Source organism: Paenibacillus rigui, assembly GCF_002234615.1.
Classification (GTDB): Bacteria; Bacillota; Bacilli; order Paenibacillales; family NBRC-103111; genus Paenibacillus_S; species Paenibacillus_S rigui.
The window spans coordinates 1-15,814 of sequence record NZ_NMQW01000020.1 but is presented as its reverse complement, the minus strand read 5'-3'; the positions used below and the strand labels follow the sequence as shown (position 1 = coordinate 15,814).

The 15,814-nt window shown below is 48.9% G+C and carries 14 protein-coding genes, 3 tRNA genes and 1 pseudogene; 4 read left to right on the top strand and 14 right to left on the bottom strand.

Translation table 11 applies throughout. The features are described from left to right. The first annotated feature begins 398 nt into the window (after positions 1–398). Positions 399–716, top strand: coding sequence for a hypothetical protein (locus tag CF651_RS14275; RefSeq protein WP_094015543.1), 318 nt, complete (start codon positions 399–401; stop codon positions 714–716). 26 nt (positions 717–742) lie between these two features. On the opposite strand, the gene rocF is transcribed toward CF651_RS14275, so the two are convergent. The 4 genes from rocF to CF651_RS14255 form a co-directional block, all read right to left on the bottom strand. Beyond that, entirely contained in the window at positions 743–1,675 is a 933-nt protein-coding gene (gene rocF, locus CF651_RS14270; RefSeq protein ID WP_094015542.1) for an arginase, read from the bottom strand. Between the two features lie 69 nt (positions 1,676–1,744). Next, a complete protein-coding gene (locus CF651_RS14265) occupies positions 1,745–2,674 on the bottom strand; it encodes a proline dehydrogenase family protein (RefSeq protein ID WP_094015541.1) in 930 nt (309 codons plus the stop codon). Between the two features lie 15 nt (positions 2,675–2,689). After that, positions 2,690–4,240, bottom strand: coding sequence for an L-glutamate gamma-semialdehyde dehydrogenase (gene pruA / locus CF651_RS14260; protein ID WP_094015540.1), 1,551 nt, complete (start codon positions 4,238–4,240; stop codon positions 2,690–2,692). A gap of 21 nt (positions 4,241–4,261) precedes the next feature. After that, positions 4,262–5,455, bottom strand: a complete 1,194-nt coding sequence (locus tag CF651_RS14255) for an ornithine--oxo-acid transaminase (RefSeq protein WP_094015539.1) — start codon at positions 5,453–5,455, stop codon at positions 4,262–4,264. 318 nt (positions 5,456–5,773) lie between these two features. Between CF651_RS14255 and CF651_RS14250 the strand changes: the two genes are divergently transcribed. Next, positions 5,774–6,034, top strand: coding sequence for a DUF2533 family protein (locus CF651_RS14250; RefSeq protein WP_094015538.1), 261 nt, complete (start codon positions 5,774–5,776; stop codon positions 6,032–6,034). A gap of 99 nt (positions 6,035–6,133) precedes the next feature. On the opposite strand, the gene CF651_RS14245 is transcribed toward CF651_RS14250, so the two are convergent. The 7 genes and pseudogenes from CF651_RS14245 to CF651_RS14215 all read right to left on the bottom strand — a co-directional run bounded on the left by CF651_RS14245 (position 6,134) and on the right by CF651_RS14215 (position 13,962). Further along, positions 6,134–6,556 (bottom strand): GNAT family N-acetyltransferase, encoded by a 423-nt coding sequence (locus tag CF651_RS14245; RefSeq protein ID WP_094015537.1) that lies wholly within the window; start codon positions 6,554–6,556, stop codon positions 6,134–6,136. A 24-nt stretch (positions 6,557–6,580) separates the two neighbouring features. Beyond that, positions 6,581–7,870, bottom strand: a complete 1,290-nt coding sequence (gene serS, locus CF651_RS14240) for a serine--tRNA ligase (RefSeq protein WP_094015536.1) — start codon at positions 7,868–7,870, stop codon at positions 6,581–6,583. A gap of 309 nt (positions 7,871–8,179) precedes the next feature. Next, positions 8,180–8,845 carry an NUDIX hydrolase gene (locus CF651_RS14235; protein ID WP_094015535.1) on the bottom strand — a complete coding sequence of 222 codons (666 nt, stop codon included), beginning with the start codon at positions 8,843–8,845 and terminating at the stop codon, positions 8,180–8,182. 71 nt (positions 8,846–8,916) lie between these two features. Then, positions 8,917–10,302 carry a class II fumarate hydratase gene (gene fumC / locus CF651_RS14230; RefSeq protein ID WP_094015534.1) on the bottom strand — a complete coding sequence of 462 codons (1,386 nt, stop codon included), beginning with the start codon at positions 10,300–10,302 and terminating at the stop codon, positions 8,917–8,919. 127 nt (positions 10,303–10,429) lie between these two features. Continuing rightward, positions 10,430–10,633: pseudogene (locus CF651_RS14225) on the bottom strand (PTS sugar transporter subunit IIB); the annotation flags it as partial. Then, a complete protein-coding gene (locus tag CF651_RS14220) occupies positions 10,632–10,928 on the bottom strand; it encodes a PRD domain-containing protein (protein ID WP_281254475.1) in 297 nt (98 codons plus the stop codon). The gene CF651_RS14220 and the pseudogene CF651_RS14225, both read right to left, overlap by 2 nt. 901 nt (positions 10,929–11,829) lie before the next feature. Next, positions 11,830–13,962 carry a PAS domain S-box protein gene (locus CF651_RS14215; protein WP_281254474.1) on the bottom strand — a complete coding sequence of 711 codons (2,133 nt, stop codon included), beginning with the start codon at positions 13,960–13,962 and terminating at the stop codon, positions 11,830–11,832. A gap of 257 nt (positions 13,963–14,219) precedes the next feature. Here CF651_RS14215 and CF651_RS14210 point away from each other — a divergent pair, with 257 nt between their 5' ends. Further along, positions 14,220–14,507 carry a hypothetical protein gene (locus tag CF651_RS14210; protein WP_094015532.1) on the top strand — a complete coding sequence of 96 codons (288 nt, stop codon included), beginning with the start codon at positions 14,220–14,222 and terminating at the stop codon, positions 14,505–14,507. A gap of 478 nt (positions 14,508–14,985) precedes the next feature. Further along, positions 14,986–15,138: a hypothetical protein gene (locus tag CF651_RS32270; RefSeq protein WP_179232813.1), complete on the top strand. Its 153-nt coding sequence runs from the start codon at positions 14,986–14,988 to the stop codon at positions 15,136–15,138. 297 nt (positions 15,139–15,435) lie between these two features. On the opposite strand, the gene CF651_RS14200 is transcribed toward CF651_RS32270, so the two are convergent. The 3 genes from CF651_RS14200 to CF651_RS14190 form a co-directional block, all read right to left on the bottom strand. Continuing rightward, positions 15,436–15,512: transfer RNA gene (locus CF651_RS14200), tRNA-Arg, on the bottom strand. Positions 15,513–15,521: 9 nt separating this feature from the next. Then, a tRNA-Leu gene (locus tag CF651_RS14195) sits at positions 15,522–15,606 on the bottom strand. 10 nt (positions 15,607–15,616) lie between these two features. Beyond that, positions 15,617–15,701 (bottom strand) — tRNA-Leu (locus tag CF651_RS14190). Between the last annotated feature and the right edge of the window lie 113 nt (positions 15,702–15,814).

Genomic DNA, 15,814 nt, shown 5'->3' with positions numbered 1-15,814 from the left:
TTTCATCCGGCTTATTTTATAGAAATGATACCGCATATCAGACTCCTTTGGATTAAAATAACCTAAAAATCATTGTACGCCTTGATTCCGGTGAATATATAATCGCAACCAAAATTCCATTATTTGGTATATCATAGAGGAAATGAGCTTCCGATTGGTTTCGCAATTTGCATACAGAAACAATGACACGCAATGACAAATTGCTACTTTCCGCAAAATTTGTCAGTCTTTTTGTAGTTAATCTCATTAATTATAAATCACATGAATTATACTAAAAATCCTTTTATCATGGAGATTTCACTCCATATCGAGCGGAATTTATTTTGTTTGAGGGATGGATATTTGCCTTTTAATGTGATACATTATGTACCATATAAACCAAGAAACGGGTGACCTATATGAAGCATCGGATCCAATGGACACCTTTGAAGGCCATTGTCCTCTTCGTCATTACCGCTTGTTTTATTGGAGGCTTATTCTGCTATCCGGGCTCCTTTTTTTACAATCACCGCGAGTTTGTGCCGGTCCAGCCTCAAGCCACCGATCGGAACATTCCGAACGATGGCTCCAGCTTCAGCTTACTGTATCATAAAGAGCAAGGAACCGGATGGACGCCATCCGTTACAGAAGCATTACAACCGTCTCCAGCAGCCAAGACCTCTCCCTCAGCAGATCCGACCGCTTCATCGCCGGCCGTTGCTCTGTCTCAACGCTAGATTGCTTGCCCCTGAAGGAGATGAGACTATTTGCCGAATAAGGTGCAGATGAGCTCTACGCCGGCCTTTCCTGTCCGATTGCGCAAATCAAGCACCGGATTCAGCTCCACGAAATCTGCACTCCGCAAACTCCCGTTTTCGTAAATAAATTTCATCGCCAGCATCGCTTCGTCCAGCCGGACTCCATGGGCTACCGGTGTCCCTACGCCAGGCGCATCCGCCGGATCAAGTGCATCAAGATCGAAGCTGAGATGCAATCCGGCTGTATCCCTCGTCGAGATCGCCAGCGCTTGCTGCATCACCTCCTGCATTCCGATCCGGTCAATCTCCCGGATGGTAAACACCCGGATTCCGGTTTGCTGAATCAACTTCAGCTCACCAGGATCCAGCGATCTTGCACCGATTAACACTACATGCTCGGGACGTACTTTCGGCCGAAGCCCGCTCAGCTTCGTTAGTATGGGATGGCCATAACCGAGAGACGCAGCCAAAGACATGCCGTGAATATTTCCCGAAGGCGTGGTCTTGAATGTGTTCAGGTCCCCATGCGCATCAAACCATATGACACCCAACGGCCCCTCTAATTGGCTCGCCGTTCCGGCAACGGAGCCTATTGCAAGGCTGTGGTCTCCACCGAGAACGAGAGGAATCCGCTGATTGTGATGAGAACCGGAAACCGCACGGAACAGCCGTTTGTTCAAACTTACAATTTCGGGCAAATGCCTGGCTTTAGGGCTGCCCGAAACTGATTCTTCTCCGGTACGGCTCCACCCATACGGCTCACCGGCTGCAGGAAGCTTGACGTCCCCCCGGTCCAAGACATCACAACCAAGCTCCCGTAACCTCGTTACGAGACCTGCACAACGAAATGCATCCGGTCCCATCCTCCCCCCTTTGCAGGAGGCTCCCAAATCATAGGGTACTCCAATGATATCAATCATCTGTTCCCTTATGCTCATAGACCTATGACCTCCCCCCATGATGCACGTCGATGTTGGCGGCACACCTGCCCCTGCACCAAGGTCGAGCTATTTCCTAAGCAAGCCTCGAAGAACGAACCCTAAATTTGCCGGTCTTTCCGCTATTCTGCGGGTGAAATAAGGGTACCACTGTCTGCCGAAAGGCGTGTATACCCTCACACGGTACCCTTCCTGCACCAGTTGCAGCTGCATCGCAGTACCGATGCCATATAACATTTGAAATTCAAATTGACTGCGGGAAATACCGTACAATGATGTGTAGGCCTTCACCTCCGCAATCAGCTCATCGTCATGTGTCGCCACGGCAGTATAATGGCCACCGGCCAGATGAAGCTTTACCAGCTCCATAAACTGACGATCCACATCGCGCTTGCGGGGAAAAGCAATGTGTGCGGGCTCGCGGTACGCTCCCTTCACGATTCTCACATTCGCATCCAAGCCTCCGAGAAGCTTCATATCCTGAGGCGAGCGGTACAAATAAGCTTGGATGACCGTACCTACATGCTGCTTACCACAACGCTCCAGCAAGGAGTGGAACAGCTCCAAAGTCGCGTCCGTTAAGGTGGAGTCTTCCATATCGATTCGTACGAAATTGTTATAGTACTGGGCCGCTGCCACGATTCGTTCCATTCGTTTTAGGCAGTTCAAAGGATCACCTTGAAACCCAAGCTGCGTTAGCTTGATGGAGATATGGGCGTTGAGGTCATGCTCGGCGATCGTCCCCAGCATTCGAATGATTTGATCTGAAGCCGCATCGGCCAATGCAGGATCCACAATGCTTTCACCCAAATAATCAAGAGTTACTGCCAATCCTTGGCGGTTTAAGGTTCTCACCTGCGGAACAACCTCTTCCAACGTATCCGCTGCAATGAAACGCCTTACGCCTATACGCGGCCCGTATCGCTCAAACCGGGATTTGACAGCCTCCATGGCTGCAATCTTGAGGAACACTCGCCGGAATAAGGAACCTGTTTTCATGAATCAGCCTCCTTCTCAGAGAAGCTCCGAGCACAACTTCGGCTGCGTGAACAGCAATAAGTAATCCGGTCCTCCCGCCTTGGAATCCGTACCGGACATGTTGAATCCGCCGAACGGATGTACTCCGACCATAGCCCCCGTACATTTGCGGTTAAAATATAAGTTGCCTACGTGAAACTCGGCCTTGGCTTTTTCGATAAGACTCCGGTTACGGGTATATACCGATCCTGTCAGTCCGTATTCGGTGTTATTGGCAATCTCCAAACCCTCCTCAAATGTAGCGCAGCGGGTAAACGCCAGCACGGGTCCGAAAATTTCCTCCTGCATGACCCTTGCCCCCGGAGCTACGTCCGCTACAATCGTCGGCTCGATGAAAAAACCCGGCAAGTCGATCGGCTTCCTGCCTGTAACGACCCGCCCTTCTTGATGGGCAATTTGGATGTAATTCAATATTTTCTGGTAAGACGATGCATCGATAACCGGCCCCATATCACTGCTAAATTCTGAGGCATCGCCCACCTTCAATCGGTCCGTCAGTTCAATACAACGGGAAAGTACTTCGTCATACACATCTTGATGTGCGATGACACGGGAGCAGGCCGAACACTTTTGGCCGGAGAAGCCGAAGGCTGACGCAACAATCCCTTTGGCCGCCGCCTCCAGGTCAGCATCCTTATCAACGACAATCGCATCCTTGCCCCCCAGCTCGCCGACAAAGCGCTTCAGCCAAAGCTGTCCCTCTCCCACCTGGGAGGCCAGCTGTTGAATATGCACGCCAACTTCGCGGGAGCCCGTGAACGACACAAACCTGGTGAGCGGGTGCGCCACCAAGGTATCCCCGATCTCGCTGCCGCTTCCCGGCACGAAGCTAACGACTTCCTGCGGGAATCCGCAGTCGTATAGTAACGATACAAACTTCGCAGCAATGACCGGCGTCTGGCTCGAAGGCTTCAATACGACCGTATTGCCCGTGACGAGAGCAGCCACCGTCATTCCAGCGAGAATAGCCAGCGGGAAATTCCATGGCGGAATGATCACCCCTACGCCCAAAGGCACATAGTGGAGCTCGTTGCGTTCCCCGGGAAGCGGGATCAGCTCCTTGCGTCCACGTTCTCGAAGCTCCAGCATTTGTCTTGCGTAATACTCCAGGAAGTCGATCGCTTCCGCAGTCTCTACATCGGCCTCCACACGGTTTTTACCCGCTTCAAGCATCAGCCATGCATTGAACTCATGCTTGCGGCGCCGCAGGGACGCAGCGGCCTTCCACACCAGCTCGCACCGATGCTCGGCTGTTGTCCTTGACCACGGCTTGAACGCTTCAGCCGCCGACTTTACCGCTGCCGCTGCCATGTCGCGATTGGCCTTGCTTACGATACCGACCGTCTCGCTTTTATTAGACGGATTTAAAGAAACGATCCCTTCCTCGGTATCGATAGCATTGCCTCCGATGCGTATCGGGTAGGTTAGCCCAAGCTGGGCCCGAGCCGCGATTAATGCTTCGGCCAGCTCTCGGCTGTTCGCCGGGCTGCTGAAATCTGTGAAAGGCTCCGGACGATAAGGCATCATATACATCAGTCCCCTTTGTTGTTAATGCAGCACCGCTTTGATTTTACTTACGGCACATTCCATCTCGTCTTGAGTAATGATCAGCGGAGGAGCAAGCCGGATCAAAGTATGATGGGTCTCCTTCGTAAGCAATCCCAGCTGCATCAGCCGCTCGCAATAAGGACGCGCCTCTTGGTTCAGCTCGATGCCGATAAAAAGTCCCTTTCCACGGATCTCCTTGACAACAGGGGAATGGAGCTCCTCCTTCAAGCGCCTCAGGAAATATTCACCTTGCTCCTGAGAACGTTTCACGAGCCCCTCCTCCTGCAGCACCTTCAAGGACGCGATGGCTACCGCACAAGCAAGCGGATTTCCCCCGAATGTGGAGCCATGTGTCCCCGGCTCGAACACATCGAGAATTTTACGGTCCGCCGCAACCATCGAGATAGGCAGAACGCCCCCGCCAAGCGCCTTACCTAATATATAAGCGTCCGGGTTCACCTGCTCCCAGTCAGCGGCAAACCATTGGCCGGTCCGGCCAAGACCCGTCTGAATTTCGTCCATCAGCAGCAGCACGTTATGCTGTCTGCAAATATCGGCGGCATCGCGCAAATAACCTTCCCTCGGGATGACAATTCCTGCTTCCCCCTGGATTGGCTCCACGAGAAAAGCAGCGGTATGTGGCCCAATCGCCTGCAACAGAGCGTCGGAATCTCCGTAGGGAATCGATTTGAAGCCCGGAGTAAAAGGCCCGAATTGATGCTTGTATTCCTGTGAGCTGGAGAAGGAGGTGATCGTTACCGTTCTGCCGTGAAAATTACCGTCACACACGATGATCTCGGCCTGCTCCTCCGGCACCTTTTTGACCTTGTAAGCCCAGCGGCGCGCCATCTTGATGGCTGTTTCGACCGCCTCGGCCCCCGTATTCATCGGAAGAAAGGCTTCTTTCCCAGTAAGTCCGGCCAGAAGCTCCAGCAAATCACCCAATCGTTCATTATGAAAAGCTCTTGAGGTTAGCGTGACTTTATCCGCCTGGTCCTTCAAGGCCTGAATAATTTTAGGATGGCGGTGTCCCTGATTCAAGGACGAATAGCCGCTCAGCATATCCATATACCGTTTACCTGAAACATCACGAACCCATATGCCTTCGGCTTGCGCGACAACGATGGGAAGAGGATAGTAGTTGTTTGCCCCATATTTCTCCATTTTTCGAATCATTTCTTGGCTTCTTTTCATCAGGTCTCACCCCGCTTGTGGGATCCGCAGTCACGCCACGGTACGAGCGTTAGGCAGGATGTTGCTTGAGTTGATCGGGCTCGAAACCAGCAGCGTTTCCGAACGGTCTGGAAATGATTGAATTTTCAGATAATAATAACTAGGCAGTGGTCACATATCCATCTTATGATTACCATATGCAGTTGGGTCGGGCACATGCCTAGTTCCTGCAAAATCGTCACCGTATGCTTTTTCACAGGTACAAGCTTGCCCGAACCCTACAGACGTAGTATCATACTACCAACGACTACTTTTATGTCCCCAAAGGAGCTTTTATCGATGAGCGTTCACGAAGCTATTACCGCGCATACCCGCAAAATGCACTCCCATCTGGAAGTGTTCCAGGCATTGGATGCCGAGCGCGAGCATGCAATTGAAGAAGCAGTTCAAGCCTGCAAAGCAGGACAACCGTTCTCCATTACAGCAATCAATCAGGCTGCAGCACGTATCAACGAGCATGCCAAGCACGGCATTTCCCCGACCCGTCCCTACGTTACGGAGCAAATGGTATTGGATTACGTTAACCAATTAAACCGATAGTCTTTGGCATGCACGCCCCGCGTCCATATCAACTAAAAAAGCTTTGAACTTGACAGGCGATTGCCCGCAGTTCAAAGCTTTTTGAAATGACCTCTCTGCTTACAGATCCTTCGAATAGACGAAGAACCCGCTCCGTTTTTTCCAGCCAACCGCCGTCCAGAACTGACCTCCAAGCTCATTGTCTTCCAATACAAACAGATGGCATTTATCGATTCCCTCTGCTTTGAGCCTCTGCAAGCTGCGTTCAACCAGCTGGTTGCCGATTTTGCGTCCACGGTACGCAGGGCTTACGGCTACGTGATAAATAAACCCTCTTCGGCCGTCATGCCCGCACAGGATCGTTGCAATCACAGTATCCCCGTCCATCCCGACAAAGCTCAGCCCTTCGTTTCTGGTTAAATACGAAGCAATCTGCTCTTGCGAATCGGCTTCGCTTAGCACCAGGCCATCAATCCCTGCCCACAATTCCGATACTTGCTCATAATCTTCAATCGACATCTTTCTATAAGTGATCGTTGACATATATCCATTCCTCTTCTCCACTTTTTAAATAAGGGCACCCTGTGCCAGCATCTTAGCGCCGCCCATATAAGGCCGCAGTGCCTCTGGAATACGTATCGAGCCATCTTCCTGCTGGTGATTTTCCAGTAGAGGAATCAGTATTCTCGGCGTCGCCACAGCCGTGTTATTCAACGTGTGGCAGTATACCGGCTTTCCGTCGGCATTCCAGTAACGAATATGGGCGCGGCGCGCTTGAAAATCCAACAGCAGCGACGACGAATGTGTCTCCCCGTATGCCTGTCTGCTGGGCATCCAGGTTTCGATATCGTACTGCTTATAGGTTTTCTGCGACATGTCCCCCGTACAAACCGCCATCACACGATACGGCAGCTCCAGCAGCTCCAGAATATGCTCCGCGTTCTGCGTCAGCTCCTGCAGCAGCTGCTCCGACAGCTCGGCATCATTCTGACAAAGAATAACCTGCTCCACCTTGGCAAACTGATGAACCCTGTACAGTCCCCGCACGTCTTTGCCTGCCGACCCGACTTCACTGCGAAAGCAGGTTGTGGCTGCAGCCAGACGCATCGGCTCCTTCAAATCAAGGATTTCACCGCTAAAGCACGAAATCAAAGGAACCTCCGAGGTGCCTACAAGCCAGCGCTTCTCCTTTTCCAGCTCATAGATTTGATCCTGCCCCAGAGGGAAAAAGCCCGTATGCTGCAAGGCATCCCGCCGTACCATAAGGGGAACCTCCAACGGAGTATACCCCCGCTTCATAAGCTCATCCAGCGCAAGCTGCTGGACAGCCCGATGGAGCGTCACGCCGGCCCCTTTTAACACGTAGCTGCGAGTTCCCGCCACTTTAACCCCGCGCGCCATATCCAGAATGTCATGCATCTCTCCGAGGCTTACATGGTCACGGCCGCCGTATTCGAACGCCGGGACCGTCCCCGCACGTTTAATCTCAACATTGTCCGCATCGCTTCTGCCCACAGGTGTATCCTCCGACACCCGATTGGGCATCAGCAGCATCAGCCCTTGAAATTGCTGCTCTGCATGCTGCAGCTCTGCTTCTTTGTCGGCTAGTGTCAGCTTCAGCTGCTTCACCTGATGGGTGATGCCTCTTGCTTCTTCGTCCTTCCCCTGCTCCAGCAACAAACGGACACTGCGCGACGCCTCATGATTTGCTGCTCTCAACGCTTCCGTCTCCCGAAGCAGCTGCCGCTTTCGCTCATCCCAGTCCAGCAGTTCTCGAACCGAAACGTTGATCTTCTTCTGATCGGCAACCAGCTGTACCTCTTCCGCATGTTCTCTGATCCAATGAATATCCAACATCCTACCGCGCTCCTTTGTTAAAAAATACAAAAAACGCCCTGGTCCGTATGGGACGAGGAGCGTTTTCTCGCGGTGCCACCCTACTTGACCGAACATCATTAGATGATCGATCCTCTTGGTTCCGCAATAACGGGCGGGCCCGGTTAACTTAGGAGTACACGGCAGCCGGATCAGCTGCATGAAGGACTCTTGACGAAAACGCCTCCGAGTTGGATTCTCATCATTGGCCTGATGCTGAAATGATACAATTTTGAATGATTATAGCCGATATTCAGGCTGAAATCAATATGCCTTTTGCTAAGCTATGACCTATTCTTTAAAAAAAAGCCGTTCAGCGCCTTTTAGAACCAGCTCATAGTAGCTTGGCGCATGAGGTACAAAATCCGCTTGGCCAAATGTTCGCCTGACAGGAACCAGCTTCCCTTCGGCATCAGTCTCGACACCTTCCGCCACAATGTGTTCCGCTTTTCCTTGCGCCAGCAGGCGTACATCAGCCAAACCGATTCGATAAAGTCCAGTTACTTCATCCTCTTGAAGCCTGTAATCCTTCAACGCCTGCTCCCTGGGAAGTATAAAGACATGGCAGAGCTCCCGGTCTATCAGATTCGGCGAAATGTACTGTTCCTCCCGGTAGCTCCCGCAAGGCAGCAGCTGCTCGAAGACCACCTCAACCCCAAGCTCCTCAACCAGCTCCCGAAGCCCATCCTCCACCTGTTCTCCTGCGAGCAAATGCCCTGCACAGGAAATATCAAGCAAGCCGGGAAACGTATCCTTATCCGGATGCCGCATCTGAAACAACAGTGCCGGTTTACTTGAGTCCGGACCGATAGCAGTCTCATCTGCAAATGAGCTTACAATCCAGCATTGAAACGTTTGGTGCCAATAGCCTTTCCGATGAACCTCATGACGCGGCGCAATTCCGATCGGGTTCATCTGCGCATCGAAAATATCGAACAGTTCCTGCTGTTTATTCATTTTCCTACTATGCTCCTTGTCTATCCGAATGATAAGCTTATTTTACCAAATCATTCGGGTCGACGGTTAACTTATTTAGGCCCGATCATTTGTTCGGGACGGACGTAAGCATCAAACTGCTCTTCGGTCAAAAATCCGCTGCGCACCGCCGCTTCCTTAAGCGAAAGCCCTTCTTTATGGGCTTGCTTGGCAATTTTAGCAGCTTTCTCGTAGCCAATATGCGGGTTTAAGGCTGTGACCAGCATCAGGGATTGCTGTAAGTAACGGGCAATAACTTCCCGGTTCGGTTCAATGCCTATGGCGCAGTGATCATGGAACGAATGAATCGCATCCGACAACAGCCTGCACGATTGAAGGAAATTATGAATAAGCACCGGCTTGAAGACGTTCAGCTCAAAATTGCCTTGGCTTGCCGCAAAACCGATGACGGCGTCATTCCCCATCACCTGACAGACGACCATGGTCATGGCCTCGCTTTGCGTCGGATTCACTTTCCCCGGCATGATCGAGCTGCCCGGCTCATTCTCCGGAATCGTGAGCTCGCCAATTCCGCAACGGGGCCCGCTGGCCAGCCACCGGACATCGTTGGCTATCTTCATTAAATCCGCTGCCAAAGCCTTCAGCGCCCCGTGCACGAATACCAATTGGTCGTGGCTCGTCAGTGCATGGAATTTGTTCGCAGCAGAGATGAAGGTTTTACCAGTTTCCCGGCTGATTTCTTCAGCGACCAAGTCTCCGAAGCGCGGATCGGCATTCAGCCCGGTTCCTACAGCGGTGCCGCCGATAGCCAGCTCTTTCATCGTATGTACGCTGTTCTCAATCATTTTCTGTGTATGCTCAAGCATTGCCCACCAGCCGCTAATTTCTTGCCCCAGCGTAAGCGGCGTCGCATCCTGAAGGTGCGTTCGGCCGATTTTGACAATGTCCGCAAAATCTTCCATTTTCCGCTTCAATGTCTCTTTCAGCTTGGTTATCGCCGGAAGCAGTTGATTCTCCACAGCCAGCACGCCGGCAATATGTAAAGCAGTTGGGAACGTATCATTCGAGCTTTGCGAGTGATTCACATCATCATTGGGATGAATACGGGCAGTACTTCCCCGCTGCTCCAGCAGCTGGTTTCCCCGATGGGCAATCACTTCGTTTACGTTCATATTCGATTGCGTCCCGGAACCCGTCTGCCATACGACCAACGGAAAATGGTCATCCCAGCGCCCTTCCAGAATCTCGTCTGCTGCCAGAACGATCGCCTCCGCCTTCTCTCTGTCCAGCTTGCCCAGCTTGCTGTTCACAAGAGCGGCCGATTTTTTCAATGTCGCAAACGTACGAATGACCTCCAGCGGCATCCGTTCACCGCCGATTTTGAAATTTTCGCTGCTGCGTTGGGTTTGCGCCCCCCACAGCTTATCGGCTGGAACCTGAATCTCCCCCATAGTGTCCCTTTCAATTCTATAACTCACGCCAAGCACCTCCCTTTTCAAGTCCAACGTATTTTACCCATTTGATGCAATTATCAAAACACGATAGAAGTCTCAACCATACAAATTATATATCTGTTCGGTGCATCAGCTTGAGGAGCGTATCCTTTCATTGCTCTGACTGGGAAGATAACCTGAAAACCGCTCCCTGCCCCATACGCATGACGCCGGCAGCACCCAGCTCCTTGAGCGCTTTATCGTCAATGGCCTGGTCATCCTTCACTACAAGACGCAATCTTGTAATGCAGGCATCTATACCATGCACATTACCGGAGCCTCCGATCGACTCCAACACCTTTTCCGCTTTGCTTCTACAGAAACGGGTTACTAATCTCCATCCTGTTTTTCAAGCGATGAATCGCAAACTGAGTATGGCTCGGCAGAACAAAATACGCCTTGTTATTTATCGGCGCCGTAAAGCCACTGCGGATTTGCTCAATAATCTGTTCGGGAATATGAATGACTTGCGGATCAATATCCTCCAGTATCGATTGATAATGACTCATCTGGTCCCGGTCGTCCAATCGGAACCGCTTTTCGATTCTCGGATCTTTAGCATCGATGAGACCGGTCGCTTTGGAGGTAAAGCCAATCCCTTTGCCCAACAGAACATACTCTTTTTCCTAGCCCTGCTCCTTCACTAACACAACGTTGTTACTGATTACTCTTTCGATACGAAGGCCAGCTTCCTGCATCGGATTCACCTCAATCATGTACTAAGTATAGTATATACAAAAAAGAGCCAAGAAAAGAGCTCTATTTGTTATAAATAGAGTCCCTTCTCTTGGCTCATGCTCTATTGAAAGATAACACGCAACCTCAGTTCAATTAAATTTATCATAGCTTATACGAAACGGTTTGATCAAACAACATTGTTCCCATAACCACGACGAATACTATTGCATCCTTCACTTATTTATGGTATGATGATTTAATGTATCAAAGGAACTTTTGCAAGCAACCTCATTCATGTGTTGCCCCGGTTTACTTTATAAACTCCTCCATCCATTGAGAACTACTCAAATTCCCATGAACCCAAAAGAATTTGTTGTCGTGTTTACTGATTCACACTGGCGCGGTCATCGGAGCCGCAAGGATGAAAGAGAGGTAGGGCTTTCATTGTTTTAGAACACATTTAGTTTGATTAAGGCAGCAAGGTTGCAAGTAGAAATGATACTCTATAAATAGATGAGAAGAGCTCTGAAGTCAGCTCGATATTCACCAACTCCACATTTTCTCTCATATGTTGGATCCCAAGACCCTACGATAGCTGTGCTGTGGTTAACGCCGGCTTGTGCAGCAGCCAACCTATAGGACCTGGGATAACGTGTTGCCCTTGGCATCCATGATTGCTTTTAGCTGGGCATTGAGCTCTTCCTCTATTTTTTAAAAGTCGTAATCCCCCTATTTCCCCACAACCAATAAAGTCATCCTGTAGACATTCAACCCAGATTTTCCTCGTGATTTATGCTTCATCATATGGATTCACACTTCTACATAGCAGTTATTTTACTTCACAATAAAAGGCAGGATAATATCCACAGTAGTTCCTTCATGCAGCCTGCTTCTGATTTCGATCTTGCCTTGATGCGATTCAATGATTTTATAACACATCATCAGACCGAGCCCCGTCCCCTTCTCTTTCGTTGTGTAAAAAGGCTCCCCTAAATGCGTAAGACGTTCCTCCGGTATGCCTGTCCCGGTATCAACTATACGAATCGTAACGTCTGTTGGACCTTTTAACACCTCGATTTGGACAAACCCGCCGTGAGGCATAGCTTCAATTGCATTTTTCAACAGATTGATGAACACTTGCTTCATCTGGATTTCTGAACAGCTTACAACGATGGGTTCCAAGCTCATACAGACCTTCATTTGAACGTTTTTCATATTGGCCTCAGGTTCAATCAATTGAATGACCGTATCCAGAATCTTATGCAAAGATTTTTCTTCATAATGGGTAACTTGAGGCTTGGCAATGATCAGAAATTCACTCACAATAAAGTTAATGCGATCCAGCTCTGAGATCATGATTTCATAATATCGTTCCTGTGAAGGCACTCCCGCTTGCATTAATTGTAAAAAGCCCTTAAGAGACGTTAAAGGATTTCTGATTTCATGCGCCAAACCTGCGGCTAACTGGCCAACAACCGAAAGTCTGTCCGATTTACGCAGCAATTCTTCCGTCTTTTTCCGCTCAGTAATATCCTTCGTGATTGCGGCAAATGCAATGATGTCACCCACTGCATCTTTGATGGGGGATAATGTCATTGAAATGTACAGGATACTGCCATCTTTTTTAATTCGAGTCGTTTCATAGTTTTCAATGATTATGCCCGCCCGTAGTCTTCGCAGCAAAAATTCTCTTTCATCCATCTTGTCTTCCGGTGTGGTCAACAGCGGATTTACCATAACCTCCTGTTCAGAGTATCCGTATATTTTCTCAAAAGCACGGTTGACCCGCAGCAAATGCCCATCCATATCCACAACATCTATTGCATCCGGAATGTTATTGATAAAGGACTCCAGCATTTCCTTGGTCGCTCTAAGGGCTTCTTCAGTTCTCTTTCTTTCGGAGATATCTACGCATGATGAAATGACCTCAACGACTTCCCCATTCCTTTTGACAGGCTTCATATAAATAAGATAGGTAATATCCCCTTTTTGCCCTTCATAGGTTACAGTTTCGTCTCCTTGCCATGCTTTTTCATAACAAGCCTCAATCGCTTCCATAATCTCCAAATCCTTTGTGATTTCTTTTAAGTGCTTACCTACAATTTGCTCAGGATTATAGCCCAAACGATAGACCAATTCCCCGTCACATAACGTATGAATGAACTGGTCACCCACTTTTTTGAACTTATACGTCATTCCTTGCTGCTTCGACACGACGTCCCGTAGGTCTTGTTGAATGATTCCGAGCTTTTCCTGCGTCTTCTTCTGCTCCGTAATATCTCTAGCTATAATATAGAACCCAACAATAATACCGTCTACAATAATAGGAACATCCTTGGCTCCCAGCTGAATCAGATGTCCTTCCTTGTGAACCACGGTGATATCATGGTTGTACTGCTCTTTGTCATCCGTTGCATGCTGAAATATATGAAGGTGCTCCGGTTCACCTGCAATAATCGTTTTCAAGGGCCGCTGCATCAGTTCAGTAGACTTGTATCCGATGATTTGCTCCATCGCCTCATTCAGCCCATTTATCTTGCCATTCATGTCAAGTGAAATGATACCTGCAGGGTTATATTCGATCAAAGAACTGAATTTTTGTTCTAACTGCTTCCGCTCACTAATATCTTGAATTTGAGCGACGATGATGGGAGGTGCTCCCTGATCATCCCTTACAATAGATACGGAGATCAAGGTCCATACGATATGCCCCTGCTTATGGTAGCATCGTATTTCTTTATTATACATATCACAACGGCTGCTTATCAGCTTGCTTTGAGTTCTTCTTAAGTATAGTAAATCCTGTCGATGAATTAATTTGTTTAATGGTGTATTGACTAACTCACACTCTGTATAACCGACTATACGGCATAAAGCGGAATTCACCTTGATCCAAGCACCCTCCAAATCGATGAGGGCCATACCTACAGCAGCATATTCAAACGCATTCTGATATAACTTCTCCATTTGCCCCGTAGATGCGCTTGACATAAATGCTTCATTACCAGGGGAACTATTGTGAAAGTCGGTTCTTGGCTCAACCATGATTGTCCCTCGCATCCATATTTTCTATATAAATAATTATCTTCTTCACGAGGATGGGTTTTCCTCCTTCTCTTAGCAATGAATCCCATATATTGTCCTATAAAGCTTACAAACCCACAAGGAGTTTAATAAACATAAACATTTAAATTGAAATTAGAAAAGAGGTGAAAGGCATAACCATGGAGCAGACCTATTCCTCCATACGAGGACCGGAAGGTACGAATCAAGCCCCTGTCCTCACTGTAAAGCAGTGGATTGTAACTCTGATTGTCCTTGCCATTCCACTTGTGAATTTGATTATGCTGTTTGTCTGGGCCTTCGGGGACGGAACCAACCCAAACAAAAAAAATTACGCTCAGGCTTCGTTACTTCTCGCCGCGATATTTATTGTCTTGTATATTGTATTTCTCATTCTTATTTTTGCTGTATTTGGGCTTAGCGGCATCTCCCAATATTCATTTGATTAACTGATCATTGTACTTATCTTGAGCCCGGCCATCCTGCATGGCTGGGTTTTTTGTTTGTTCCGTTACGTATTTCCGAGGTGAATAAAGCAGGAAGTTTGTGAGATATTAGAAGAGCAAAGAAGCGCTATGCCGCTCTATATTTCATTGGTCACAGAGGAGGGCGTTGAATGACATCACCAACTAACGACAAAAAAGCCCGTAACCCTATAGAAACCAGCGTAAGGAACAGCACGACAAAACAAGGACAAGACATTACGCGCGAACAACTAAGTGACGTAATACGCCGCTGGCACTTCGGACGGGGTGGTTCTACTAGAGAACGGAACGGTGCAGATTCCGAATACAGGTTATGTAGAAAAAACAAGTGAAAATGAATAAACAAATCCCTTCCAATTTAGTGCCATTTTCTGCAAAAATGCATGTACCTGCTCATTGAGAGGAATACTTATGTATAGAGGGATAAGAGGAGGTGATTTCCATGGCAAACAATGAACAAAATGTTGTAGAACACGCGCTGAATGCCGCGCAAGCCAATGCAGAAACGGCTGATGAAAAACAGCAGGTTGAACAGCTGTCTTCTTTGCTGGAAGGCAATGAGGACCAGGCTGCAACGAACGAGCTTAGCGAATAACACCTACTCCGTCCTAAGAGCTTGCGTCAGCAAGCTCCTTAGGACGCTGCCGTTTATCTAGGATGCAACTAATTCAATACGTTGCAGAACGGTTACGATCTTCGGTAACCGAGCATACCGTGACTCCTTTGAAAGTTATACATGAAGCTGCATAGAAGAATGTACAACACATGGTAGCCATCTCAGGCATCAGTTAGTCGTGCAAGGTTGCCCATGCTTCATTTGACGAATCAGAAAAAGCCTGCGATCCGTTATCGCAGGCTTTGCTTATGTAATTCAAGAAAGTGAGAAAGAAAGTGGCGTTCCCTGAGAGATTCGAACTCCCGGCCTTTTGATTCGTAGTCAAACGCTCTATCCAGCTGAGCTAAGGGAACAGATGGGTATGCAGTCGAGAGGACTCGAACCTCCACGGGGGGTTAGCCCACACGGACCTGAACCGTGCGCGTCTGCCAATTCCGCCACGACTGCAAATAAGGAATGGTGCGGTTGACAGGATTTGAACCTGCACGTCCATAGGACACCACCCCCTCAAGATGGCGTGTCTGCCGTTCCACCACAACCGCATATATTCAAGGTCACTTGTACCTTGAAAACTAGATACGAAACAAGCAAGAGTTGTATACCTGTCTCTTATACACATCTGCCGCTGCCGCCGAAATGACAGGGTCATATCTCG